Origin of the sequence: Paenibacillus sp. FSL H8-0282, from assembly GCF_037963825.1 — a bacterium.
Taxonomy (GTDB): domain Bacteria; phylum Bacillota; class Bacilli; order Paenibacillales; family Paenibacillaceae; genus Paenibacillus_AQ; species Paenibacillus_AQ odorifer.
In genome coordinates this window covers 6,639,888-6,662,752 of sequence record NZ_CP150146.1, presented here as the reverse complement: position 1 = coordinate 6,662,752, position 22,865 = coordinate 6,639,888, and the positions used below count along the sequence as shown (strand labels likewise).

19 protein-coding genes and 1 riboswitch are annotated in these 22,865 nt (G+C 43.3%); of the genes, 15 read left to right on the top strand and 4 right to left on the bottom strand.

All coding sequences use genetic code 11. The annotated features are described in order from the left end of the window. Positions 1 to 70: 70 nt before the first annotated feature. Together NST94_RS28950 and NST94_RS28945 are read left to right on the top strand one after the other, a co-directional pair. Positions 71 to 1,309 carry an amidohydrolase gene (locus tag NST94_RS28950; protein WP_076191571.1) on the top strand — a complete coding sequence of 413 codons (1,239 nt, stop codon included), beginning with the start codon at positions 71 to 73 and terminating at the stop codon, positions 1,307 to 1,309. 73 nt (positions 1,310 to 1,382) lie between these two features. Next, positions 1,383 to 2,066, top strand: coding sequence for a uracil-DNA glycosylase family protein (locus tag NST94_RS28945; RefSeq protein WP_248548908.1), 684 nt, complete (start codon positions 1,383 to 1,385; stop codon positions 2,064 to 2,066). Positions 2,067 to 2,088: 22 nt separating this feature from the next. Here the strand turns inward: NST94_RS28945 and NST94_RS28940 are convergent, their stop codons facing one another. Then, positions 2,089 to 3,003 (bottom strand): phosphatidate cytidylyltransferase, encoded by a 915-nt coding sequence (locus NST94_RS28940; RefSeq protein ID WP_076132799.1) that lies wholly within the window; start codon positions 3,001 to 3,003, stop codon positions 2,089 to 2,091. A gap of 95 nt (positions 3,004 to 3,098) precedes the next feature. Here NST94_RS28940 and NST94_RS28935 point away from each other — a divergent pair, with 95 nt between their 5' ends. Both NST94_RS28935 and NST94_RS28930 read left to right on the top strand, forming a co-directional pair. After that, positions 3,099 to 3,659: a hypothetical protein gene (locus NST94_RS28935; RefSeq protein ID WP_076124175.1), complete on the top strand. Its 561-nt coding sequence runs from the start codon at positions 3,099 to 3,101 to the stop codon at positions 3,657 to 3,659. Beyond that, on the top strand, positions 3,656 to 4,411 hold the full coding sequence (locus tag NST94_RS28930) for a class I SAM-dependent methyltransferase (protein WP_076301512.1): 756 nt from the start codon (positions 3,656 to 3,658) through the stop codon (positions 4,409 to 4,411). The genes NST94_RS28935 and NST94_RS28930 overlap by 4 nt, the downstream gene beginning before the upstream one ends. A gap of 59 nt (positions 4,412 to 4,470) precedes the next feature. Here the strand turns inward: NST94_RS28930 and NST94_RS28925 are convergent, their stop codons facing one another. Both NST94_RS28925 and NST94_RS28920 read right to left on the bottom strand, forming a co-directional pair. Further along, positions 4,471 to 5,745 carry a HAMP domain-containing sensor histidine kinase gene (locus NST94_RS28925; RefSeq protein WP_339281516.1) on the bottom strand — a complete coding sequence of 425 codons (1,275 nt, stop codon included), beginning with the start codon at positions 5,743 to 5,745 and terminating at the stop codon, positions 4,471 to 4,473. Continuing rightward, a complete protein-coding gene (locus tag NST94_RS28920; protein WP_076099753.1) occupies positions 5,745 to 6,422 on the bottom strand; it encodes a response regulator transcription factor in 678 nt (225 codons plus the stop codon). Before NST94_RS28920 ends, NST94_RS28925 begins: the two co-directional genes overlap by 1 nt. Positions 6,423 to 6,498: 76 nt before the next feature. Between NST94_RS28920 and NST94_RS28915 the strand changes: the two genes are divergently transcribed. The 4 genes from NST94_RS28915 to NST94_RS28900 all read left to right on the top strand — a co-directional run bounded on the left by NST94_RS28915 (position 6,499) and on the right by NST94_RS28900 (position 10,248). Beyond that, a complete protein-coding gene (locus tag NST94_RS28915; RefSeq protein ID WP_256716462.1) occupies positions 6,499 to 6,621 on the top strand; it encodes a hypothetical protein in 123 nt (40 codons plus the stop codon). A 108-nt stretch (positions 6,622 to 6,729) separates the two neighbouring features. Beyond that, positions 6,730 to 7,473, top strand: a complete 744-nt coding sequence (locus NST94_RS28910) for a polyphosphate polymerase domain-containing protein (RefSeq protein WP_076105108.1) — start codon at positions 6,730 to 6,732, stop codon at positions 7,471 to 7,473. Beyond that, on the top strand, positions 7,466 to 8,146 hold the full coding sequence (locus NST94_RS28905; RefSeq protein WP_076132792.1) for a DUF4956 domain-containing protein: 681 nt from the start codon (positions 7,466 to 7,468) through the stop codon (positions 8,144 to 8,146). Before NST94_RS28910 ends, NST94_RS28905 begins: the two co-directional genes overlap by 8 nt. A gap of 20 nt (positions 8,147 to 8,166) precedes the next feature. Further along, a complete protein-coding gene (locus tag NST94_RS28900) occupies positions 8,167 to 10,248 on the top strand; it encodes a carbohydrate-binding domain-containing protein (RefSeq protein ID WP_339281515.1) in 2,082 nt (693 codons plus the stop codon). A 64-nt stretch (positions 10,249 to 10,312) separates the two neighbouring features. On the opposite strand, the gene NST94_RS28895 is transcribed toward NST94_RS28900, so the two are convergent. Next, positions 10,313 to 10,879 carry a TetR/AcrR family transcriptional regulator gene (locus NST94_RS28895; RefSeq protein WP_063829811.1) on the bottom strand — a complete coding sequence of 189 codons (567 nt, stop codon included), beginning with the start codon at positions 10,877 to 10,879 and terminating at the stop codon, positions 10,313 to 10,315. A 269-nt stretch (positions 10,880 to 11,148) separates the two neighbouring features. Here NST94_RS28895 and NST94_RS28890 point away from each other — a divergent pair, with 269 nt between their 5' ends. The 7 genes from NST94_RS28890 to NST94_RS28860 all read left to right on the top strand — a co-directional run bounded on the left by NST94_RS28890 (position 11,149) and on the right by NST94_RS28860 (position 22,804). Continuing rightward, positions 11,149 to 11,910, top strand: coding sequence for an SDR family oxidoreductase (locus NST94_RS28890; RefSeq protein WP_076124164.1), 762 nt, complete (start codon positions 11,149 to 11,151; stop codon positions 11,908 to 11,910). Positions 11,911 to 12,337: 427 nt separating this feature from the next. Continuing rightward, positions 12,338 to 13,132, top strand: coding sequence for an alpha/beta hydrolase (locus NST94_RS28885; RefSeq protein WP_076181841.1), 795 nt, complete (start codon positions 12,338 to 12,340; stop codon positions 13,130 to 13,132). A 38-nt stretch (positions 13,133 to 13,170) separates the two neighbouring features. Continuing rightward, positions 13,171 to 14,160 (top strand): sensor domain-containing diguanylate cyclase, encoded by a 990-nt coding sequence (locus NST94_RS28880; protein ID WP_339281514.1) that lies wholly within the window; start codon positions 13,171 to 13,173, stop codon positions 14,158 to 14,160. A 192-nt stretch (positions 14,161 to 14,352) separates the two neighbouring features. Continuing rightward, the gene (locus NST94_RS28875) at positions 14,353 to 14,766 is read left to right on the top strand and encodes a helix-turn-helix domain-containing protein (RefSeq protein ID WP_339281513.1); all 414 of its coding nucleotides are present in this window, start codon (positions 14,353 to 14,355) and stop codon (positions 14,764 to 14,766) included. A 190-nt stretch (positions 14,767 to 14,956) separates the two neighbouring features. Beyond that, a complete protein-coding gene (locus tag NST94_RS28870; RefSeq protein ID WP_305953541.1) occupies positions 14,957 to 15,805 on the top strand; it encodes an EAL domain-containing protein in 849 nt (282 codons plus the stop codon). A 116-nt stretch (positions 15,806 to 15,921) separates the two neighbouring features. Then, positions 15,922 to 16,488: a hypothetical protein gene (locus tag NST94_RS28865; RefSeq protein WP_076276340.1), complete on the top strand. Its 567-nt coding sequence runs from the start codon at positions 15,922 to 15,924 to the stop codon at positions 16,486 to 16,488. A gap of 157 nt (positions 16,489 to 16,645) precedes the next feature. After that, positions 16,646 to 16,732, top strand: a riboswitch (cyclic di-GMP riboswitch). 258 nt (positions 16,733 to 16,990) lie between these two features. Next, on the top strand, positions 16,991 to 22,804 hold the full coding sequence (locus NST94_RS28860) for an NPCBM/NEW2 domain-containing protein (protein WP_339281512.1): 5,814 nt from the start codon (positions 16,991 to 16,993) through the stop codon (positions 22,802 to 22,804). Positions 22,805 to 22,865 lie beyond the last annotated feature (61 nt).

The window sequence follows — 22,865 nt, the reverse complement described above, 5'->3', positions numbered from 1 at the left end:
AGGGCTATGGTAACATTTAGAGTAAAGCGGTCCGTACCTATATAAATTGTTGAGAAAAGGATGGGGTAGCATGTTGAATGCTTCTTATTGGTTAACCAATATAAGATTAGAACAAGGTTATGTTATTGAGGATGGGCAAGTAGCGGGTACGAATACGAAGGTTTGTCATCTCCGCATTGACGGGGATAAGATTTCAGAAGTTGTTGGAGCAGACATCGAGCTTCAGAGCCAGCTCCCGAAATACGACTGTAAAGAGTTGTTGATGCTGCCTTCTTTCGAAGAAGCACATATCCATTTAGATAAAACATATTTCGATGGACCTTGGAGAGCGGTAAAGCCTGCGTCCAGTGTTTTCGAACGGATTGAGGAAGAGAAGGTATTATTGCCTAAGCTGCTGCCCATGGCGAGACAACAAGCAGAGAGCATCCTGACGCTTATTCAGGGGTTTGGTGCCACACATGTGCGCAGCCATTGCAATATTGAGCCTGTCAGCGGCTTGCAACGATTAGAAGCGACTGTACAAGCATTAAATGCATTCGCGGGTAAAATTTCATCTGAAATTGTGGCGTTTCCGCAACATGGCCTGCTGCGCTCGGATTCTGTACAGCTGGTAAAACAGTCTCTCGCAGAGGGAGCAACCTTTGTAGGCGGAGTAGATCCTTATACGGTGGATGGAGATATCGAGAAGTCACTTCAGACGATGGTGGAATTAGCAGTGATGAGTAATGCCGGCATTGATATTCATTTACATGATGGAAAAGAAGCGGGAAAGAAAACACTGACGCGGTTAGCTGATCTGACGGAAGAAGCTGGCTTGCAAGGAAAGGTCACGGTCAGTCATGCGTTCTGGTTCGCAGGAGCTCAGCAGCAAGAGGCAGAAGAGGTAGCTAAACGGATGGCATCACTGGGTATGACTATTGCATCCACAGTGCCTATTGGAAGAATGATGATGCCACTTCCGATGCTGCACAGCCAAGGGGTAAAAGTGAAGCTGGCAACAGATAGCCTTACCGATCACTGGTCCCCTTTTGGAAATGGAGATCAACTGGAGAAGGCAGGGCGTTACGCGGAGTTGTACGGCTGCAATGATGAATTGGCATTATCTCAATCTCTCAGATTTATAACAGGAGGATTAACACCCCTTGATCCAAAAGGCGAGCAGGTATGGCCAAAGGTTGGCGACACTGCTAGCTTTGTGCTGCTGCATGCCAGCTGTTCGGCTGAAGCAGTAGCCCGAAGAGCGCAGCGCCAAGCCGTCTGGTACGAAGGCCGACTGGTGAGTGGTTCGATAACAAATAGAGACCTGTGAGGCAGATGATATGCTCCTCTCTACCTATCTGCAACAGTATAAATCGGCGATCCTCTCACTCCCGAAGGGTACAGTGCTAACTAAACAGGATCTGCAGGTGGATAAGCTTCTAATGGAGCGTAATGGCAAGGTGGAAATGTATTATGCCCCCCATAATGAGTACATTAATCCTTCTGCTAAGGTGATCATTATAGGGTTAACGCCCGGGTTCACACAAATGGGCATAGCGATACAAGAAGCGATCATAGGTCTGGAGGCTGGTTTGTCAGATGAAGAGGTATGTAGGACAGCGAAGGAAGCGGCGAGATTCGCAGGCTCCATGCGGAACACGTTAATTCATATGTTAGATACACTTAAACTGCATCAACACTTGAACCTAACCTCTTGTGAAGAACTATTTCAGCAGCAGCAGACGATCCTGCACACCAGCTCTTTATTACATTTTCCCGTGTTCGTGGATAAGAAAAATTATAGTGGGGCCCAGCCCAAGCTACTTTCAAATTCATTCCTCAGGGCGCAGGCATTATCTTCCTTGCGTGAGGAGCTGAACATACTGAGCCGGGCCTTAATTATTCCCTTAGGAAAAACAGTGGAAAGTATACTTCAACTCCTTGTGTCCGCAGGTGAGCTTGATAAACAACGCTGCTTATGGGGATTTCCCCACCCCTCGGGCGCCAACGGACATCGATATAAGCAGTTCGCCAGCCAGCAAGAACAAATGGTGAAGATACTGCATAATCATTCATGGAGGGGCTGATTCAAGCTTCCCATCAGATGATCTACATGAAGTCGAAAAAATAACGAATGACATGAAAAAAGACCGGTGAAGTGTAGGTCAAGCTATCGATCCGGCTTAAATGGCTTTGCTTCAATGCCACGAATTTATCGCCATCGCCGATTAGCAGATCCCGCTTTAACACGGAAACCGTTAAACTGCCAAAGAAGCCGCTCAAGCTGATCAACATGCCTGACAGTAACCCGAAGATTGGGTTGAGCGGCGTCAGGTAGGGATAGATTAGATAGGAAACTCCTGTCGTGATGACAAATGCGAAAGCGAAACCCTCCCAAGTTAAATACGGATTGGCGGTGGGAACTATTTTCCGCTTTCCTACATAAAGTGACGCCAGATAGTGGACCACATCATTGAGCTGCGTTAGCACTACTAGAAAAAGTACAAGCCCCGCTCCATACTCCGGTGTAGCAAATTGAAAGTAGGCCAAGTGGCTAAGTCCGAATACCATCAGCATAAGCCCCCATTGGGTGGAGCTGACACTACGCATAAAACCAACCGTGCCTTTATTAATCATTCTGGGCAGCGGTAGGAGCAAGAATACATAAACCGGGATGAAGACAATAAACATTCCGTACCACTCGATATAAATCCAGTAGAACTGCAACGGGATGGATAAGTAAGCCCACAGAAATAGCCTGCGGTCCGATTTTCGTGATTTCATCATAGAGAAATACTCTTTCAGTGCAAAGAAGCAGAGCACCATGAGAGACAGCAGAGAGACGACGGGATTAAATAGGGTAGCTAGGCAAAAGATAAAAAGCATTCCCCACCACGTCTTGATACGAAAGCCAATGCCCGTATAATCCTTATTTGGCTGTAGCTTCCCTATAACTACATACATCAAGTGAATAGCCGATAAGGCCGCAAAGATAAGAATTATAGTTAATAAAGAGCGGTCGATAACTGATCACCAACTTGTCCTAGAGTAGATTCCATTAATGGGTTCATATGTTATTATGAAGGAAACGCTCAAACTTGATAAGGGGAAAATTGTAAATGGCAGCAGATCCATCGGTCTTTATATTACTGACGAATACCGGGACGCTTTTTACGAAGCTCATTCAAGGCTATACAAAAGCACCCTATAATCATGCCTCGATCTCCTTTAATCGGGAGCTTTCCGAGCTGTATAGCTTTGGCAGAAAGCATCCGAGCAACCCCCTGAATGGAGGGTTTGTGAAGGAGGATATTAAGACAGGTACGTTCAGCAAATACCCTAATACAACATGTGTCCTATATGAACTTCAAGTTACAGCCCGCGAAGTGGAGAAAATGGAGCGGGTCTTGCAAGTCTTTATCCGAAGCCGTCAAAAGTATCTCTATAATATTCTCGGCGTAATTGGCATTGCCCTGAAGGAGCCTGTCGAATTCAGCAACTCTTATTTTTGTTCGCAATTTGTAGCGGAAATTCTAGAGCGGTCGGGCATTAAGTTATGGGATAAGCTGCCCGCACTCGTTACTCCGGATGATTTTCGCCAAAGTGATCGGCTGCGTTTGGTTTACCAAGGTAAATTAAGTGATTATGAACCTGAGCGCCTAGGAGGAGACGAAGGATGAATAGCAAAGAAATATTTTCTAATCGGGTGGATTCGTATGTAAAATATCGGCCGAGCTATCCTGGAGAAGCCATTGATTATTTGTACAATACTATTGGGCTCCAACCCAATTGTGATATTGCTGATATTGGTGCAGGAACTGGAATATTCTCAGCATTACTTCTGGAGCGCGGGAGTCGTGTGACTGCCGTTGAACCCAATCCGGAAATGCGTAGAGCTGCGGAAGAGAAGTTCGCAAAGGATAACCATTTCTCTGTATCGCCGGGGTCTGCTGAACATACAGAATTATCCGACCAGTCCATGAACTTTATCGTATGCGCCCAAGCGTTTCACTGGTTTGATAGGGACGCAACGCAATTGGAATTCAAGCGGATTCTAAAACCGGGTGGAAAAGTTATTCTGATATGGAATTCCCGGCTTACTTACGGTACCCCATTTCTGGAGGAATATGAGCAGCTGCTGCAGACCTTCGGGACGAACTACACTCAAGTTAATCATAAGAACATTACCCCTGAGATTCTTAGTTCCTTTTTCAAGAAAGGACAGATGCAAGTAGCGCATTTTAGCAATCAGCAGGTATTTGATTTGGAGGGCTTAAGCGGTCGTCTTCGATCGTCTTCCTACACTCCGGTCCCCGGAGATCTAAGCTATGAGAATATGATGGCTGAGCTGCGGAATATTTTCGAACGAAATAACCAGGGTGGGCAAGTATTTTTTGATTATAAGACCGAAATTTATTGGGGCGAAGTGTAAAGTAAATAAAAAGACTCAAACCTTAGAGATAACAGGGTTTGAGTCTTTTTTACTTGTAGTTATGAAAGATGTACGTAAAACGTGGTGGACTCGCCGACAAAACTTTTGGCATAAATTTTTCCCTTATGCTGTTCAATAATCGATTTGGCAATCGCCAGCCCTAGGCCATATCCCCCTTGTTTACGCGCCCGGGAAGCATTTGTACGGTAGAACCGGTCAAAGATGCTCGCTAAGTGCTCCGGCGCAATGCCCTCCCCCGTATTGGTGACCGCTAACACCATGTCATTATGTTGTTTTTTAAGGGATAAGGTGACTGAACCTTTAGGGTTCGAATATTTTACAGCATTGTCCAAGAGGATCATAATCACTTGTTTGATCTGTTCACTATTGCCTAGCACTGTCAGATCAGGCTCGATGTCATATTCAAGGAAGATATGCTTCTCAAAGATTACAGCTTCCATCGTTAAAATGATATTTTCAACCACGTCGCTCAGATTGAATTTCGAATAAATCATTCTCGATCTGGAATCGTCCATCTCGGTCAGGTACAGCAGATCATTGGTCAGGCTGGTCATTCTTTCTGTTTCCGACTTGATATAGTGCAGCCACTTGGACTGATTGTGAATGGTGTCATCACTGTTGGACAGGAGAACATCCGCATTGGTGTTAATAATAGTCAACGGCGTCTTTAACTCATGGGAAGCATCCGCAATAAATTGTTTCTGTTTCTCAAAAGCCTCTTTTACCGGCGCAATTGAACGATTAGCAAAAAAGCGGCTAGCGAAGTACAAGATAATCAGCATCACTGAGCCAACTACAGAGAAGGTATAGATTAGATTGGTGAGGATTTTTTGCTCTGCAGTGATGTCCAGAAATACAAGCATCGCCCCATCATTCGTATGCTGGATGTTGAAGATCCATTTGCTGCTATCCAAGGTGAACCTTCCGGTATCTTTACCGGCGCTTAGTGCTTCTTGCAGAGCCGTATTATAAAATTCATCGTCCATAGTAAATTTGGAATCTTTCCCCGTAATGTTGGACGCTGTATCTATTTTCAGCATAAATGAGATTGAGCGTTCTGGAGGAGGTGTTCCGTTATCCGTACGTTTATTATCCACACGTGGTAACGTGGCTCCCCCTTTGGTATTGCCTAATCGTCCTGTGTCACCACCGGGAGACTTGTAGTTTTCCATGATTCTGTGAAGATCCATCTGAATATCGTTTTGGACATCCCGGTACGTAATTACATATATGGAGATGAAGGCCACAAGCATGATCACCGAGATGGTGACTAAGTTAACAATAAGAAACCGATTTCTGAGCTTCGTGAACATCAGGTGGTCACCTCTAATACATACCCTACGTTTCTGATCGTACTAATGCGTACGGTCGAATTTAAGAAGGTCAGTTTTTTTCTCAAAAAAGAAATATACACCTCTACATTATTGTGCTCAGCATCTGAATCAAATCCCCACAGCTTCTCAATAATTTGTTCTTTGGAGGTTACAGCTTGTTTCCTCAAGATCAGAAGCTCCAATAGCTCACATTCCTTTAGATTGAGCTTGATCTCTTTGCCACCCACGGTAAGCTTCAGATTGGATGTATTCAGTTCAATATCCCCGAACTTTAAAGCATCATCCGGTATCACCTCGCCTTTACGTCTTAGTACAGCCCTTATTCTTGCCAATAAGATCTCCGAGGAAAAAGGTTTGGCGATATAATCGTCAGCTCCATAGTCCAGCCCAGTGACCATATCTGTAATTTCACCCTTTGCGGTAAGCAGGATAACGGGAGTGGGTATCCCCTTTTTCCGCAGCGTCTTGAGGACGCTGACCCCATCCATCTCAGGCAGCATGATGTCGAGCAGCAGCAAATCATAGATTCCACTCAGTGCGTAATCCAGACCCGACCTGCCGTCATGGACTGCATCCACCGAATAATTATGTTTTTTTAATATTTGAGTTAAGGCTTCAGCGAGATGAAGCTCGTCTTCTACTATTAATATTCTCATGGTTTTGCCATCCCCTACATAGAACCAGTATTTGTTATTGAGGTCATTATATCAGGATTACCTTTATTGAACCTTAATGAAGGTTGAGATAGAAGTGACTGCGAACAGCAGTTTGAAATCAAGAAATCTGCAGACAACAGCGGCCGGAAGAACAACATTCACCGCAGTTACGACTTACACCTGTGTTAAGGGAATGTAAAAGATAATCAATAATTTGTAAAACCATTTAAGATTCATTAAAGGTTTGGGATCTAAGATACATTCATAAGCACACGAGACAACGATAAACAGAAAGGATTGATCACATATGGCGATTGAGGTATTCAACCGTTATGAGAACAAATATTTGTTGGACAACGAAGCCTACTATAAATTTTATAACCAATTGCTTGAATACATGGAACTAGACGATTTCAACAAGCAACATGAGTTTTACTCCATAACCAACTTATATTATGACACGGAGCACAACACCCTGATTCGTAACAGTCTTGCGAAGCCCAAGTACAAAGAGAAGCTTCGTTTAAGAGCTTACGGTGTTCCAAATCAAGATACGAAGGTGTATCTGGAAATCAAGAAGAAGGTATTTGGTCTTGTTAATAAAAGAAGAACGTCGCTCAAATTAAACGAGGCTTATGATTTTGTCGCCACCGGCATGGAACCGGAATTCAAGGATTACATGAATAAACAGGTGATTGAAGAGATCAAATATTTTCTGACACGCTATGATTTGCAGCCCAAGGTGTATCTGTCTTATGACCGAAAAGCGTTGTTCTGTAAAAACAATCGCGATCTAAGAATTACATTCGATACAAATATTCGCAGCCGCCGGTACGATCTGAAGATGGAGCACGGTGTTCATGGCGAACCCTTGCTGGAGCCGGGGCAGTGGCTAATGGAAGTAAAAGCTGAGAACACGATTCCGGTCTGGCTGGCCAAAATGCTCTCAGAGCATCAAATGTACCGTACAAGCTTCTCCAAGTACGGCAACGAATATAAAAAAATGCTGAAGAACAGTAAAACAGAACGGGAGAGTGCCCTCTATGCTTGATTCATTATTTACCGTAGCAACTAGTACAGAGTTAACGTTTACCAACGCACTGCTAACTATTTTTATAGCTATTGCTCTTGGCGGGATCATTAGCTACACCTATATGAAGACCAATGCAAGCGGCTATTCGCAAAGCTTCACACTAACAATGGTACTGTTGCCCGTAATTGTGGCCATCATCATTTTGCTTATCGGAAGTAATGTTGCCAGAGCTTTCAGTCTTGCCGGGGCGTTCTCCATCATTCGGTTTAGAAGTGCGCCGGGCGATCCGAAGGATATCACATTTGTTCTGTTCACCATGGCTTCTGGACTTGCCTGTGGAGTGGGTTCCTTTGGATATGCAGTCTTGTTCACCCTTATCCTATGCGCCCTTATGTTTATCCTTAACCGGACTAACTTTGGCGTAAGAACAACGTCGCAAAAAACATTAAAGGTAACCATCCCGGAGAGTCTGGGATATGAGGAAGCCTTCGCTGAAGTGTTCAATAAATATAACGTTGGGTATGAGCTTAAAAAGATTAGAACGACTGAGCTTGGCAGTTTATATGAACTGGTCTACGCTGTAACGCTGGGTGAGGCTGTGAACCAGAAGGAATTTTTGGATGCGATTCGTACCCGGAACGGTAATTTAGACCTGTCTCTGACCATGACTCCAACTGCTAATGACTATTAAGACGAAAGGATGGATGAAAAATGGATAAATATATAACCGGAAGTAAAGTAGGAATCTTGCTATTGTGTGCATTACTTATGTCGGCTTGCAGCACCAATGCCACAACAACACAGTCTGAAGCGGCGGGTACAGCAGCAGCCTCGGCAACAACGATAACTCAGAACGGGGCTGTCACGGGAGTGCAACTGGCAAGCGCCAAACTATCCGATCTGGTGACGTTCGATGAAGAGGATTCTAATACAACTTGGACGGCTGACCAATCGACGGAAATTGCTTCGGCTGGAACAAGTGCGCTTGTTGACGGCACCGGGGCTGAGTCCAAGGATGGCTCAGTGACAATTACTGCAGCAGGAACTTATGTGCTGTCTGGTAAGTTGAGTGATGGACAGATTGTAGTTAATAATCAGGATGAAGGTACTGTGCACTTGGTACTGAACGGTGTGAACATCACGAACAGCGATAGTGCAGCAATTGATATTAAAGAAGCGGGGAAAGTGATCATTACCTTGGAAGACGGGACGGAGAACTCCGTATCTGATGGAGCAACTTACGTGTATGCCGATGAAACTACAGATGAACCGAGTGCGGCTATCTTCAGTAAAGCGGATTTAACGATTAATGGGACCGGGAAGCTGTCTGTTTCCGCTAACTATAATGACGGAATTACGAGCAAGGACGATCTGAAAATTATGGGTGGCACTATTGAAATTAAGGCTGCCGATGACGGGATTGTAGGTAAAGATCTTGTCGCTGTACAAGACGGAAATATCAGCATAACGGCAGAAGGCGATGGAATGAAATCAACCAACGATACTGAGACGGACAAAGGCTTCATAGCAATAGCAGCAGGAACATTTGATATTACGGCTGGTAATGATGGAATTCAAGCTGAGACTTCACTTGTAATAGATGGCGGAACATACACCTTAGTTACGGGTGGGGGCAACGAGAAGGGTGAAGTGAAAACAGGTGATCAAGGGCAAGGTATGGGCATGAGAGGTGGCCGAGGTCAGGGAACAGGGGATCAAGCACCAGGAGCCACAGGAACAACAGGAACCTCAACATCTGAAACCAAACCAGAGACGATGCCAGAAACAAAACCGGAGATACCAACAACGGAAGCATCAACAACGGCAACAACGGCAACAACTACAGAATCTGAAACACCAAGTACTAAAGGCTTGAAGGCTGGAGGAGATATTAGCTTAAATAACGGAACCTTTACCATCGATTCTGCTGATGATGCAGTGCACAGCAACAGTAACATTGCTATAGCTGATGGAGAATTCAACATCAAAACTGGCGACGATGGAATCCATGCGGATGCTTTGGTGGCGATATCTGGTGGTAAAATTGATATTACGAAGAGCTACGAAGGGATTGAAGGAGCAAACATCGAGATTTCCGGTGGCGAAGCTCATGTGGTTGCTTCTGATGATGGAGTGAATGTAGCAGGAGGTAACGATGAGGCGACTGTAGGCGGCGGTCCTCAGGAGCAGGATCAATTCAGCGATTCTGCTAGCAATATGCTAACGATTAGTGGAGGAACACTAACGGTCGATGCTTCAGGTGACGGGCTGGATTCGAACGGCTCCATCACAATGTCGGGTGGCACGGTTATTGTCAATGGACCTACCAATAGCGGTAACGGTGCACTTGATTTCGACGGTAGCTTTGAACAGAGTGGAGGAACTTTGGTGGCTGCGGGAAGTTCGGGCATGGCACAAGCACCGTCTGACACCTCTAGCCAACATGCAGTCAGCATGACCTTCCCTCAGACCCAGGAGGCTGGAACATTGGTTCATCTAGAGGACAGCGAAGGCAACTCGATCCTGACCTTTGCTCCTTCGAAGAGCTATCAAACGGTGGTGATTAGTTCACCGGATCTGAAGGACGGCGGTTCTTACACCCTCTACTCGGGAGGTACCTCGACCGGTAGTGAAGCGAACGGACTGTATACGGATGGTGAATACACAGGAGGAACAAAAGTAGTAGCGTTCGAAATTACAAGCAGCGTAACTTGGCTAAATGAATCCGGAGTAACAACCGCAAACACTAATCAAGGTCCAGGTGGCGGTGGTGGTGGAAACAGAAGACCTTAGGTTATAAATTGCATTCAAAAGCCACTCCAGCATTTTGGAGTGGCTTTTTTTAGTTTGAGATAAATTAGTCGCCGTTAACAGGGATGGAATTCTGTTTAATCGGTTGATTTGAAGTGTTGATGATCACATTATGTGAATTAAAAGACAGAATTTCAATCAGCTGCTCTGCCATATGGTTAGCTGTATATTTAAATCCGCCTTTTACCCACTCTATGATTAATCCAAATAGAGCATAGGCGGTGTAACTGGAAAACAATTCGATATTTACATTGGTATTAGTGTTATTAACTGCGACTAAGTCCCGCTTGGTGAGCTCCTTTAAGAGGTCGCAAATTCTATTTTGGAACCCTGGCAGAACATTGGAATTTATAATGATGGTATAAAAATTAGAGTAAGAGACCACATGTTCAAAAATCTTGATGCTCGAGGTGGTCAGCTCACTAACTATAAATTTATCGGTATGAAGATAGGGTTCTTTATAAGCCTTAATTAAATCCTCCAACACATCATCAATTAGCTCATTTAGAAGTTCTTCTTTGGTTTGGTAATGTTTATAGAAGGTTCCGCGGTTTAAATCGGCAAGGGTAACGATATCGGTTATCGTAATGGTGCGGAAATTCTTTTTTTCCATGAGTAATATCAATGCGTTTTTAAGCTCTTTACGCGATTTGCTAGTTCTCCGATTATTTTTAAGCAACAGAAGACCACCTAACTGTCTATTTTCTAATCCTATTTGAACAGAATCCCACGTTATATATATTTATGAACATTTGGTGTCTCATTTGTATATTGATAGTTAAATTTTAGAGGATTAAACTTGAGTAGTATAAATTTTAAGCGTTAAAGAGATTTTATATATTGATATTTACATTATAGATAAACGTAAAGGAGACTTCCAACATGAAACTTCAAGACAGAGTTGCAGTGGTTACTGGGGCGGCATCGGGTATGGGGAAATCTATCGCAGAGTTGTACGCTAAAGAAGGGGCAAAAGTGATTGTAGCCGATCTGAACCTAGAAGGTGCTGAACAAGTAGCCGCAGGGATCAATAGTAACGGTGGAGTAGCTAAGGCACTGAAAGTAAATGTTGCCCTGGTTGGAGATATTGATAGCATGATTGATACCGCTGTAAAAGAATATGGCACGCTAGATATTTTAGTGAATAACGCAGGGATTATGGATGGCTTTGAGCCAGTTGGTGATATTACAGATGAACGATGGGATCTTATCTTTGATATCAATACCAAAAGTGTAATGCGGTCCACTCGTAAAGCACTGCCTATTTTTCTGGAAAAAGGAAAAGGGGTTATCGTTAATACCGCTTCTACAGGTGGCGTAAGTGGTGCCCATGCGGGAGCAACTTATACTGCCTCTAAACATGCTGTAGTAGGCTTGACGAAAAACACAGCTTTTATGTATGCCAACAAAGGGATTCGTTGTAATGCTATCGCACCAGGAGCTACTGCCACAAACATCAGTGCTTCAATGAAAAATATAAATGAATTCGGCGTGAGCCGTACGCAATTAACACAGGCTGTGATCCCTCGTGTAGGTACACCTGAAGAAATCGCACAAGTTGCGTTATTCCTGGCTTCGGATGATTCCAGTTTTGTAAACGGAGCTATCATCGCTGCTGATGCGGGTTGGACTTCTGCATTCTAAATGTTGGTTGTCTACCTCTGCCTCAACAGTTTATCCACGGAGTCTTACGGACCCAGATGATGTTATTCGCAAATTTTCAACCTTTTGAGAAGGAATTCGGACTCCAGAGACGCTATTTCATATAAATCGGCCCATATTTTGTGTTTTCGCGCCAATAGCTGCAGTGGAGTCCGATAGCAATTCAAATGTGGAATAATGGCGCATTTAAGGTCTGCTCGGTCCGCTAACCAATTTTTTCGGACAAAATGTGATCGGATTAAACGCAGAGGTACCCCAGCACGCTACCATTTTGCCAAATGATGACCCAAACGGGAGGCTACATAAAACTCCGCTAGAGATTAATCTAGCGGAGTTTTTTCTACGCTTGATATTTCCAGGGGAACCCTGCAAAATAGAGAGAATGCTAACTATAGAGGAGTTATATGAAATGAACGATGTTATGGTGCGGAATCATGTAAAAGTCATTGGAGCAGGAGAAAAAACTATCCTTTTTGCGCATGGATTTGGGTGTGATCAAAGCATGTGGCAGTTTATCACGCCATCATTTGAGAAAAAGTATCGAATCGTTCTATTTGATTATGTAGGCTCAGGCCATTCAGATTTAAGCGCATATACATCGGATAAATATCATACTCTCCATGGTTATGTACAGGATGTACTAGATGTTATCGAAACATTTGAACTCAAGGATCTTATTTTTATAGGCCATTCTATTAGCTCTATGATCGGTTTGCTTGCTTCAATCGAGCGGCCGGATTATTTTAATAAAATGATTATGATCGGACCTTCCCCACGTTATTTAAATGAGGGAGATGCTTATTTCGGGGGCTTCGAAAAAAGTGATATTACTGAGCTTCTGGATATGATGGAGATGAATTTCGCGGGCTGGGCTAGCTTTATGGCTCCACTTGCGATGAATAATCCTGACCCAATGTTGACTAAACAGCTGGAACGAAGCTTTATTTCGGCCGACCCTATTATCGCTAGAGAATTTGCGGAAGTTACATTTTTTTCGGATCATCGAGAAGATCTGCCTAAAGCGACAGTGCCTACCCTCATATTGCAATGCTCGGATGATAGTATCGTTCCTATAGAAGTAGGAGAATATTTACATAGACACATGAATAATAGTACGTTCCGGTTAATGGAGGCCAAGGGCCATTATCCACATATTAGCCATCCGCAGGAGACCATTACTTTGATTAATGAGTATCTTGGGTGAGATGGAGAAGATTATGGTGTTGAAAGGATATTTAGACAATGGATGACCGGTTAAAATATGCGCCATGCGGATATGTTTCCATTACCCATGAAGGAATGATCCTCGATGTGAATCAAACCTTTTTGGAGGGGATGGGATATCAACAGGTTGATTTGGTGAATAAACATTTTGAATCTATCATGTCTACGGCCAACAAGCTTATTTTTCATTCATACTTCTATCCTTTTATCAATCTGAATGGACATGTAGAAGAGCTATTTATCAATTTGAAGGACAGCAAGGGGCAAGCCGTGCCTTACTTGTTAAATGGCAGACGCCTTGAGTGTGAAGGTGTAGAGGTCATTGATTGTATTCTCGTACAGATGGGCAAACGTATTGATTATGAGCTAGAGTTACGATCTGCGAAGAAGCAAATAGAAGAGGCGTATTGGGAAAAAGATCAGGCGCTGGCAAAGCTCAAACAAATCCACCTGGAAATCGAGCAAAAGCAAGCTGAATTACTGGAGATGAATGCCGTTTTAGTAGAGCTATCTACTACAGACAAGCTTACTGGATTAAAGAATAGAAGGTTCCTGCAAGAAAAGCTGGAAGAACAGATTGCAGCGTATCAACGTGATCAGGCGCCTTTTTCATTATGTATTCTAGATATTGATCACTTTAAAAATGTGAATGATAGCTACGGTCATCAGATGGGTGATTATGTCCTGGAGAAATTGGCGAGTGTCCTGAAGTCCCAATCTCGTAAAGAAGATATCGTAGCTAGGTATGGTGGTGAGGAGTTTATCCTTCTGCTGCCTAATACAGATTCATCGGATGCCACGGCAATAGCGGACAATTTGCGGCAATTCATAGCCAGCTCCACTTGGGAGATTGGCAGCATTACGGTAAGCATTGGCATAGCTACCTTTGAAGCAACCGATACAGACATCACTCTTCTGGAAAAAGCTGATCAAGCGCTTTACGTTTCTAAAGAACAGGGGAGAAATCGCGTTACGCATATTATGGATTTGAGTGAAAAGCTTCTTTAATTGGAGGCTTTTTTTGTTATTTATAAACGATACATCCTCTTTGCTATAATTGCTCTAAAATGTCTGTTCCCTTCAAGCTGTAAAAGGGAATTCGGAATTTCATGAATGGATCTCCTTTGTAAATCGTATTGGCATCAAGCCTATGTGACAACGTTACGATAGAATATAACAGGATGATGATTTATTATCAGTATGTTGGCATACAAAACTATGGAATGTGGATCATGCCTACATTATCTATTCGGGGATTATGGCGATCTGGAAGTGATCCATCCCTCCAATATAAGAGTGCTGTCTGCGGTGGCTATGAATGATACTGTATTATTTGAGATTAAACATGAGCCTTTTAAGCAGATGTTTGCCGATTACCCGTTGATTAAGAAGCAATTGATGCTGCTGCAAATGGACCGTTTATTTTTATCGAATTGGTTATTATATGAAATGAAATTTCATGATGCGAGAGCGCGTGATATGATCGGAACGTTAAGGGAGACGGCTACCCTTGTGCTTAAAGATCTGCAAGAGCAAAAGATTATTGAGATTCAACATCAGCAGATCACCGTGTTAGACCCGACGTATTTACTGGAGTATACGGATTTCGATTGAGAAGAGCCGTTCCGGGATCTTTTTCAGAGAATCGATTATTAAAGGGGTTATGAATGTGGCTTGTAATCATTGTGTAGTAAGAGAGCTAAATTTTGAAATCAAGGCTCATGGTGAGCTTAATCTTAGGGTTTTACCTGAGGTTATTCATCACTTGAGTAGAAGTAATACGATACATAAGGTGGAAGAAAATGTGATTACAATTAAGGAGGCTGGGGTGCGGGATTTTCTGGATTTCTGTAATGACCATATGGAGTCGGAGCAGGTTGAATTCCGTATAGATGACCAAACATGGAGACCTCTATCCGAATTACCCACTGTACTTGATATGGAGTGGATTGATGAGGTTATCACTAAGGGTCTTGTTACTTGCTACTTCCAACCGATTGTGAACGTAAGGGAAGAGATTTTTGCATACGAGCTCCTATCCAGATTTAAAAAAGAAGACGGATCTCTTATCTATCCTAATGAGATTTTTGCGGCGGCACGGAATCGTGGGCGTTTATATGCTTTAGACCGGTTATGTAGAATGACGGCTGTAAAATATGCTGCACCCTTAAATAAAAAAACGTTTATTAATTTTATCCCAACGTCGATCTACGCTCCAGAGTTCTGCTTAAGATCAACCGTTGAACTGGCCAATCAATTAGGCGTCGATCCTTCTCTTTTTGTCTTTGAAGTTGTTGAGACGGAGAAAGTGGATGATCTCGCTCATTTGAAAGCTATTTTGACATATTACAAGGATCGGGGATTTGAATACGCTTTAGATGATGTTGGTGAGGGCTTCAGCACGATCGAGATGTTATTGGAGCTTAAACCCCATTACATGAAGCTGGATATGAAATATGTTCAGGGTGTGTCCAGCGATCTGAACAAACAGAAAATAGCAAAGCAATTTTTAGAAAAAGCTTTAGAAATCCAATCCGTTCCTTTAGCAGAAGGTGTGGAGTTTAGAGAGGACTTTGAATGGCTTAAGCAGAGTGGTTATCAGTTGTTTCAGGGCTATTTATTTGGAAAGCCTGATCCTATTCCCAAACAGTAATCCTAATGAGTATATATCCGTCCAGAGGATGAGATGAATTTCAGGTCAGAGTCTGAGTACAGCCAACCCCCGGGGTTGTATAATTTAGGTAATTTGAAAAGGGGGACGGGATGGATATGAAATGGCATCAATTTGTAACGCGCTGGGCGGATTCTAGGGGCTTTGATGGACGAGAGATTGATTATCAATGGCCTTCTCCCTCATTTCCGGTCATCAGTATTCGCAGTAATCTAGGGCGATACTCAGGTCAAGCGTATGGCCGTGGAGGTAAACCCCGTGTGAAGACAGCCGTTGGATTAATCGCTATTGGAGATGTAGCTGTTGGCTTGATTTCCATAGGTGCGATAAGCGTGGGCGTATTATCCTTAGGAGCAATATCACTGGGAATGTGGTTAGCGATCGGAGCAATAGCACTTAGCTGGCTTGGCTTCGCAGTGGGAGCGATTGCGATTGCAGGCGTGGCTGTAGGAGCGATCGCAATCGCGGAAAAAGCGTTGGGGGCCATCGCCATAGGGGATACGGCGTTTGGTGCGATAGCGATAGGCAGGATCGCTGGGGGTGCCATAGCTATCGGACAATGGGCATATGGTGTAATCGCAGTTGGCGAACATGGTTTCGGATTAATTCCCGTCACGGGCGATGTGTGGAATTGGTTCCGGCGTTTGTTTGGATCGGGGAGTTAAGTAGACCTACAGTCCTAAAGGATGCCCTTCTCTTCCGGGATGGTCGATAAATAATATCTATCACATAAGAAAAACTAATTGCAATTACCTATATTCATTTCATACCAATTAATCATGCGATCCGATCTAGGCTTATGTTACTCTTTGAATGTATTCGAAACTTCATAGGCAAACCTATGGAAATGTAGGGACGCAAAGCTAAAGGGACTAAGGTTATCATAACTATTGTCAGCCAGCTGCCAAAGAGTGCGTAACGCTTTTTGTTAAAATATAAGAAAGTATAAGTTATAAAACTATACTTAATATCTTATATTTCTCGCTTAAACGCTTACCGTCCTTATAAGGACGCCGAAGGCGTTTATGCTTGTTAAGGTTTAATAAAAATTAAGTCTTAATTTTTAGGCGACTTTATACGCAATCAAGCTACTCTTTTGGGGTAGTTTTTTTTGTGCCCATTTTTGGGCACTGGAGAGATTCATATGACATCTGGGGGTAAGAAGAGATGAAGAAAATGATTGCGATCGCTACATCGGCGGCCATGTTGGCCAGTTTTTCGAGTGAGGCAGGTTATGCTTTAGCAAGTGAGGCAAGCAAGGTAAATGTAACAAAAACAGTGGCGCAAAGTAAGGTTAACTTATTAAGCAACGCCTCGGTTATTCCGTTTGAGCTGTACGGCAAGGATGCTCTAAATGCCTATAATGAGGTTTTTAGAATGAATCCAGCAAATATTAAATCCATCACAAATAACGGTGGCAACTACTCAGGCTCGCCTATAGCTAAGGCTATGGATGGGGATATGAGCACGCATTGGGAGACTGGCAAACCGAATAGTTCAACGTTTACGAATGAGGTTGTGTTTGTTTTCAATGAGTCCACTGAATTAAATAGAATGGTATACGCGGCTAGGCAATCCGGTGCTAAAGGTAAAGGTTTTGCTCAAGAATTTGAGATCTATGGTTCCACTACCGATGGGGGTGATTTTACGCTCGTGTCTTCTGGAGAATATACAGGCTCAACCGGTGATGTAGTGGAGATTCAGTTTGCACCTACGGCTTTTAAGAGACTTAAATTTGTCTTCAAAAAAGCGAATCAAGATTGGGCGAGTGCGGCTGAGTTTTCTTTTTATAAAGAGGATAGTGTCTCTGCTAAAATGAAAAATTTATTTACAGATGATACCTTGAGCCAAGTTAGTGCTGCCTTTAATACGACAGAGAAATTAACAGCTTTAGAGAATGAAGTGCAGGCACATCCACTGTATGCGCAGTTTAAAGAAGAGATAGAGAATGCAAAGATCCTTTTGGAGAACCATCAGGTAGAGGCAACGGCAGCCAAGGTTTCGAAGCTAAAAGGGTATGGAACAGCCTATGAAAATGCCTATAGCCAAGCTTATAGAATGCCGAATGCAAACGTATCAAAAGTAACGGTGAACGGTGGAAGCTACCCAGGTACGAAGCCTGAATATATGCTGGATGACCAGCCCACTACGCATTGGGAAACGAACAAAAACAATGATGCAAGCTTCACGAATGAAGTCGTGTTTGAACTAGCGCAAGCGGAAGTGCTGGACAGAGTGGCTTTTTTGGCTAGAGATAACCGCAAAGGATTCCCAGAGGCTTTTGAAATCTATGCATCAGAGACGAGTAAAGGAGAGACCTTCCAACTTGTATCTAGCGGAACCGCGATTAGTACCAATGACTTTCTGGAATTTAAATTCGAACCGACGAAGTTTAAAAGATTAAAATTTAAGTTCACAAAAGCTAATATCAACAGACCTTTTGCGGCTGAATTTAGATTTTATACAGAAGATAAAGTAAGCGAAGCTGTAAATGGTATTTTCACAGATGGAACGATGAGTGCGGTTGTGCCTGCTTATAATAACGTTGCAAAAATCAATGCACTAGAGGAAGCGGCAAAAGTACATCCGCTCTATCCAATCCTGAAAGATTCTTTGGATTTAGCTAAGAAGCTAGTGAATGGTGAAGTTCAAACCGAAGGCACCATCATTGAGGCGGAACAACGTGGAGATATGAAAAAGCATGCGCAGGAAAACCTGAGAATTGGTTTTGGTACGAACAACCAGCCTACAGGTCTCGTTGCAATGCCTGGAGATACGATCAACGTTTATGTGGATGCAGCTTCTAACGATAAGCTACCTTCTTTAGTCTTTTCTCAACAAGAGGCCGCTTGGAATGTTTGGGCTAGAGGTGTGCAATTGCGTCCAGGTAAGAACATTATAACCGTTCCTGAATTTGCTATGAATAGTTATTATGCACATGAAGTGACTAAGGGCGGCACCGTTTATATCGTAAATCCCTATACAGCAGAGGAACAAGGGAAAGCGCCATTGATCCGCTTCGAAGGTTTAGAAAAGATTCCTTTTATGACCAAGACCACGGATCCAGAACAATTCAAAACCTTCTTAATCACATACAAACAAAGACTAGACGAAGATAAAGCGGCTCATCCAAATGTTCAAGATCGTAAACTCATAGATGTGGTAGAACTGGCCAGCGATCATGTTATTTTCACAGGAACGGCGACGGAGGCGTACAACAAATATATTACGCAAGGAAATAACCCGCTGGACACCGTAACTGGGTATGACACCTGGATGAAGAGTATTTTTGCCTTCTATGGCCTGGATGGCAGTAGCGAGATTCATGATGCCAAGCTAATTCGTGAGAATATTCGCTTGATGCAGCCTTATGGTGCGATGTATGCAGCGGGAGATCATACAGGGATCCAACTTGGAACAGTAGGAACCATGTTAGGTGATTTTAACAAAGCTTATCCGGGCTGGGGACTGAATCACGAAATCGGGCATCGCTTGGCTATGGGTGAACGGGAATATGGCGAAGTAACTAATAATATGGTGTCTATGTTTATGTCTGTCGCGGCGAATTCGATAGATAATCGTATACCGTATGAATCAGATATCTATAAATATGTCCTCGAAGAAAACAAAGTGGTTATGAATCAGCAGGGCTTATTTGCACAACTCGGAGCCTATTGGCAGCTGGAGCTGGCACATCCGGGATACTGGACAGAGCTGACCAAGCTATATCGGGAGCGGAAGGTCACCCTTACCAACGGTGACAATTCCAAGCAGCAGTATTTGGTGGAGTTCTCTTCCGAAGTGCTGAGTTTAGACTTAAGCAGCTATTTTGCCAGACATGGCTTCACTGTGAATCCAGAGACAAAAGAGAAGCTAGCTAAATACCCAGCACCGAAAAAGCTGTGGTATTTAAATAACTCAGTGGTTCATTATGAGGGAATAGGAATAGCGGATAAGAATGTTGCGATTAAGGTTAATATCACACCTAACACCACGGCTAGAACGAACACGTTAAGTTTCAGTATAGATAAAGAGCTTAAGCAAGACTTTTTAGGATATGAAGTGTATAGAAATGATGTGTTAGTTGGTTTTACAGGAACTGAGCAATTTGTGGATCAGAATGTAGATGCGAGTATCAACTATACGTACAAGATCGTCGGTTATGATAAAAAGCTGAACCCACTGAAGCCCGTACAGGTTAAAGCCTTTAAGCCAGCCTTGTCTGTTGAAGATCAGCTCACTTTAAAGCTTAATCAAACCTTTGATCCGATGAGCTATGTAAAAGCGGCTAACTATCTAGGAAACGATATTACTGCAGATGTCTCTCTGAAAGCCAATAACGTTGATGTAACGCAAAAAGGCAACTACGAAATTGTATATGAAGTGAAAAGCGAAGGGGTTACGGAAACGAAAACCACACAGGTTACGGTAACGAGCGACTACGCCTATATTTCCGATCTCAATGCCAAGTCAGTCGTTGTAGGCTGGGGTGAATTAAAGAAAGATAAAGCCGTTTCCGGGGGAATCATAATCCTTGTTCGCCAAGGATTGGCTGCGACGTACGCGAAAGGGATTGGTGTTCATGCCAACTCTGAGGTAGTTTACGATATTGAAGGTAAGGGTTACGACTTCTTTGAAAGCTACATTGGGATCGATCAAGCCATGAAAGGGAAACCTTCCTCGGCTACTTTTGCAGTGTATGTGGATGGAGAACAGAAATTTGAGAGTGATGTTTTCCGGGCAGGAACAGAACATCAATTTGTGAAAATCCCTGTGACTGGTGCAAGAGAGGTGAAGCTGGTTACAACAGATGCTAAGGATGGCAATGCTTCAGACCATACGGTATGGGCGGATGCGAAGTTCTCAAATAATTCAAGCAAACCTACCATTACAGTACCGGAAGAGACAACCTTCGTTAAGCTGAACAGCGAATTTGATGTGTTGAGCGATGTAACAGCTTTTGATACGGAAGATGGTAACTTAATTGGAGCCGTTGAAGTGCATTCAAATGGATTCACATCAAGCAAAACAGGGACTTACAACGTCGAGTTTTCAGTTACAGACTCAGATGGGAACTCCGCTGTGCAGGCCAGAAAGATTGTTGTATACAGCGCTAGTAAATACCTGAGTGATATAGATTGGCAATCGGCAAAAACGGATTATAATGTGGTTCGAAAAGATAAGGCTAGCTCTAACAATCCGATTAAGCTGCTGGTAAATGGCGAGGTCAAAGAGTTCGCTAAGGGCTTAGGAACCCATGCCAGCTCTGAAATCGTGTATAATCTGGCGGGTGCAAACTATGAATATTTTGAAACGTATGTAGGGGTTGATAGAAATATCCCTGAGCAAAGCAACTCCAGTGTAATTTTCAAAATCTTTGCCGATGGGGCAGAGGTTTATAACAGCGGACTGATGAAATTTGGTACAGAGGCCAAGCTTGCGCGGTTACCTGTTAAGGATGTAAGTGAATTGAAGCTGGTGTTAGATAATGCAGGTAACGGAAATGCTTCAGATCACGGTGATTTTGCTGATGCGAAGTTTATGATCTTGAACAATATACCAGAGCTTACCATACCTAAATCTGTCTCAACCAAAGTGGGCCAAGCGATTGATATCAGTGAAAGCTATTCGGCAATGGATTCGGAAGACGGTGACTTGACGGCTCAAGTGAAGGTCACAGGCCAAGCGCAAGTTAAATTCAACCGGGCTGGAAAGTATCCAATCACTTACACAGTAACAGATAGTGATGGAAATACGACCACGAAGATTAGAACTATAGCCGTAGTAGACATGACGGACTTTACGTATCTGACGGATTACGACTGGAATTCTACTCAGAACAGCTATACTGCACCTTTGAAGGATAAATCTATTAGTGCAAATACGCTGAGATTAACAGATGAGAACAATCAGGTAGTGTCCTATGAAAGAGGAATTGGAGCGCACTCTAACTCGACGATTGTATACAATCTAAGCGACAAAAACGCGGACTATTTCACTTCCTATGTAGGTGTAGATAGACAAATGTACGGTTCTGTTGGTTCGGTGAGCTTTGAGGTGTTTGTCGATGGAGAGAAGAAATTCGATAGTGGGGTCATGGGTTCGAGAGATCCGCAGAAATTCATCGAATTGGATATTAATGAAGCAAAAGAACTGAAATTAGTCGTCACAGACGGGGGAAATGGCAACGGATCTGACCATGCTACATGGGGTGGAGCCAAACTACATTTCGCGAATGGAGATCACTTATTCACTAGAGATCTCGAACAGGCGATTGCAGCGGCTAAAGCAATTTCTCTAGAAGGCTTCACACCTGAGAGCATCGCGGCATTTACGTCCAGCCTCTCGATAGCAGAGACAGTGTTGGCTAACTCTTCTGTTACGCAAAGTGAAGTAGACGAAGCTGTAGCAGCGTTGCAACAAGCAACCGAAGGTTTGGTCCAAATAGATCTTACGCAACTGATTACTGTGGCGGACCCGTATTTAAGTGCTTCGATCAAGACTACATTGGGCGTAACTGGAGAATTAACATTAGGTGATATATATAACCTTACAACGTTAACTAGCGAAACCAGAAGAGCCAGATCCTTGGAAGGTTTGCAGTACGCGAAGAACCTAGAGACACTTGATATTACTGGAAATGAAATTACAGATTTCTCCCCATTACAAGGATTAACTAAACTAACGAGCTTATTGGCCGACCCACAAATGGTAGAGGTAGGAGAATTTAAGGGACCTGTAGTTGAAGTGGCCAATCTGGTGAAAGGGCTCGATGGCAGCAAAGTGATCCCTAATTCGGCTGGGGTAAGAAACACTAGAACATCTAATGAAATTGCGTTTGATATGAAGGAATGGGCTGCTAATCCGGATGTGTTCACTATTGACCTATCAAACGAGGAGAAAGGAACTTACATGCTGGGGTTAACTTACCAAGTCGCAGGTAATCTCGTGCAAATCATTTCTTTTATTGATAATAATTAAATTCCCAAGAAAGCAGGCGGATTGTGGTCTCTATAACCATGGTTCGCCAGTTTTTAAATGA

What these genes read in the sequence shown, in the direction of transcription:
- NST94_RS28865 (WP_076276340.1), top strand. Translation starts at nt 15,922, where the DNA reads ATGAAATGGCATCAATTTGTAACGCGCTGGGCGGATTCTAGGGGCTTT.
- NST94_RS28885 (WP_076181841.1), top strand. Translation starts at nt 12,338, where the DNA reads ATGAACGATGTTATGGTGCGGAATCATGTAAAAGTCATTGGAGCAGGA.
- NST94_RS28910 (WP_076105108.1), top strand. Translation starts at nt 6,730, where the DNA reads ATGGCGATTGAGGTATTCAACCGTTATGAGAACAAATATTTGTTGGAC.
- NST94_RS28920 (WP_076099753.1), bottom strand. Translation starts at nt 6,422, where the DNA reads ATGAGAATATTAATAGTAGAAGACGAGCTTCATCTCGCTGAAGCCTTA.
- NST94_RS28950 (WP_076191571.1), top strand. Translation starts at nt 71, where the DNA reads ATGTTGAATGCTTCTTATTGGTTAACCAATATAAGATTAGAACAAGGT.
- NST94_RS28860 (WP_339281512.1), top strand. Translation starts at nt 16,991, where the DNA reads ATGAAGAAAATGATTGCGATCGCTACATCGGCGGCCATGTTGGCCAGT.
- NST94_RS28900 (WP_339281515.1), top strand. Translation starts at nt 8,167, where the DNA reads ATGGATAAATATATAACCGGAAGTAAAGTAGGAATCTTGCTATTGTGT.
- NST94_RS28905 (WP_076132792.1), top strand. Translation starts at nt 7,466, where the DNA reads ATGCTTGATTCATTATTTACCGTAGCAACTAGTACAGAGTTAACGTTT.
- NST94_RS28930 (WP_076301512.1), top strand. Translation starts at nt 3,656, where the DNA reads ATGAATAGCAAAGAAATATTTTCTAATCGGGTGGATTCGTATGTAAAA.
- NST94_RS28925 (WP_339281516.1), bottom strand. Translation starts at nt 5,745, where the DNA reads ATGTTCACGAAGCTCAGAAATCGGTTTCTTATTGTTAACTTAGTCACC.
- NST94_RS28890 (WP_076124164.1), top strand. Translation starts at nt 11,149, where the DNA reads ATGAAACTTCAAGACAGAGTTGCAGTGGTTACTGGGGCGGCATCGGGT.
- NST94_RS28935 (WP_076124175.1), top strand. Translation starts at nt 3,099, where the DNA reads ATGGCAGCAGATCCATCGGTCTTTATATTACTGACGAATACCGGGACG.
- NST94_RS28895 (WP_063829811.1), bottom strand. Translation starts at nt 10,879, where the DNA reads ATGGAAAAAAAGAATTTCCGCACCATTACGATAACCGATATCGTTACC.
- NST94_RS28880 (WP_339281514.1), top strand. Translation starts at nt 13,171, where the DNA reads ATGGATGACCGGTTAAAATATGCGCCATGCGGATATGTTTCCATTACC.
- NST94_RS28875 (WP_339281513.1), top strand. Translation starts at nt 14,353, where the DNA reads ATGTTGGCATACAAAACTATGGAATGTGGATCATGCCTACATTATCTA.
- NST94_RS28915 (WP_256716462.1), top strand. Translation starts at nt 6,499, where the DNA reads ATGAAGGTTGAGATAGAAGTGACTGCGAACAGCAGTTTGAAATCAAGA.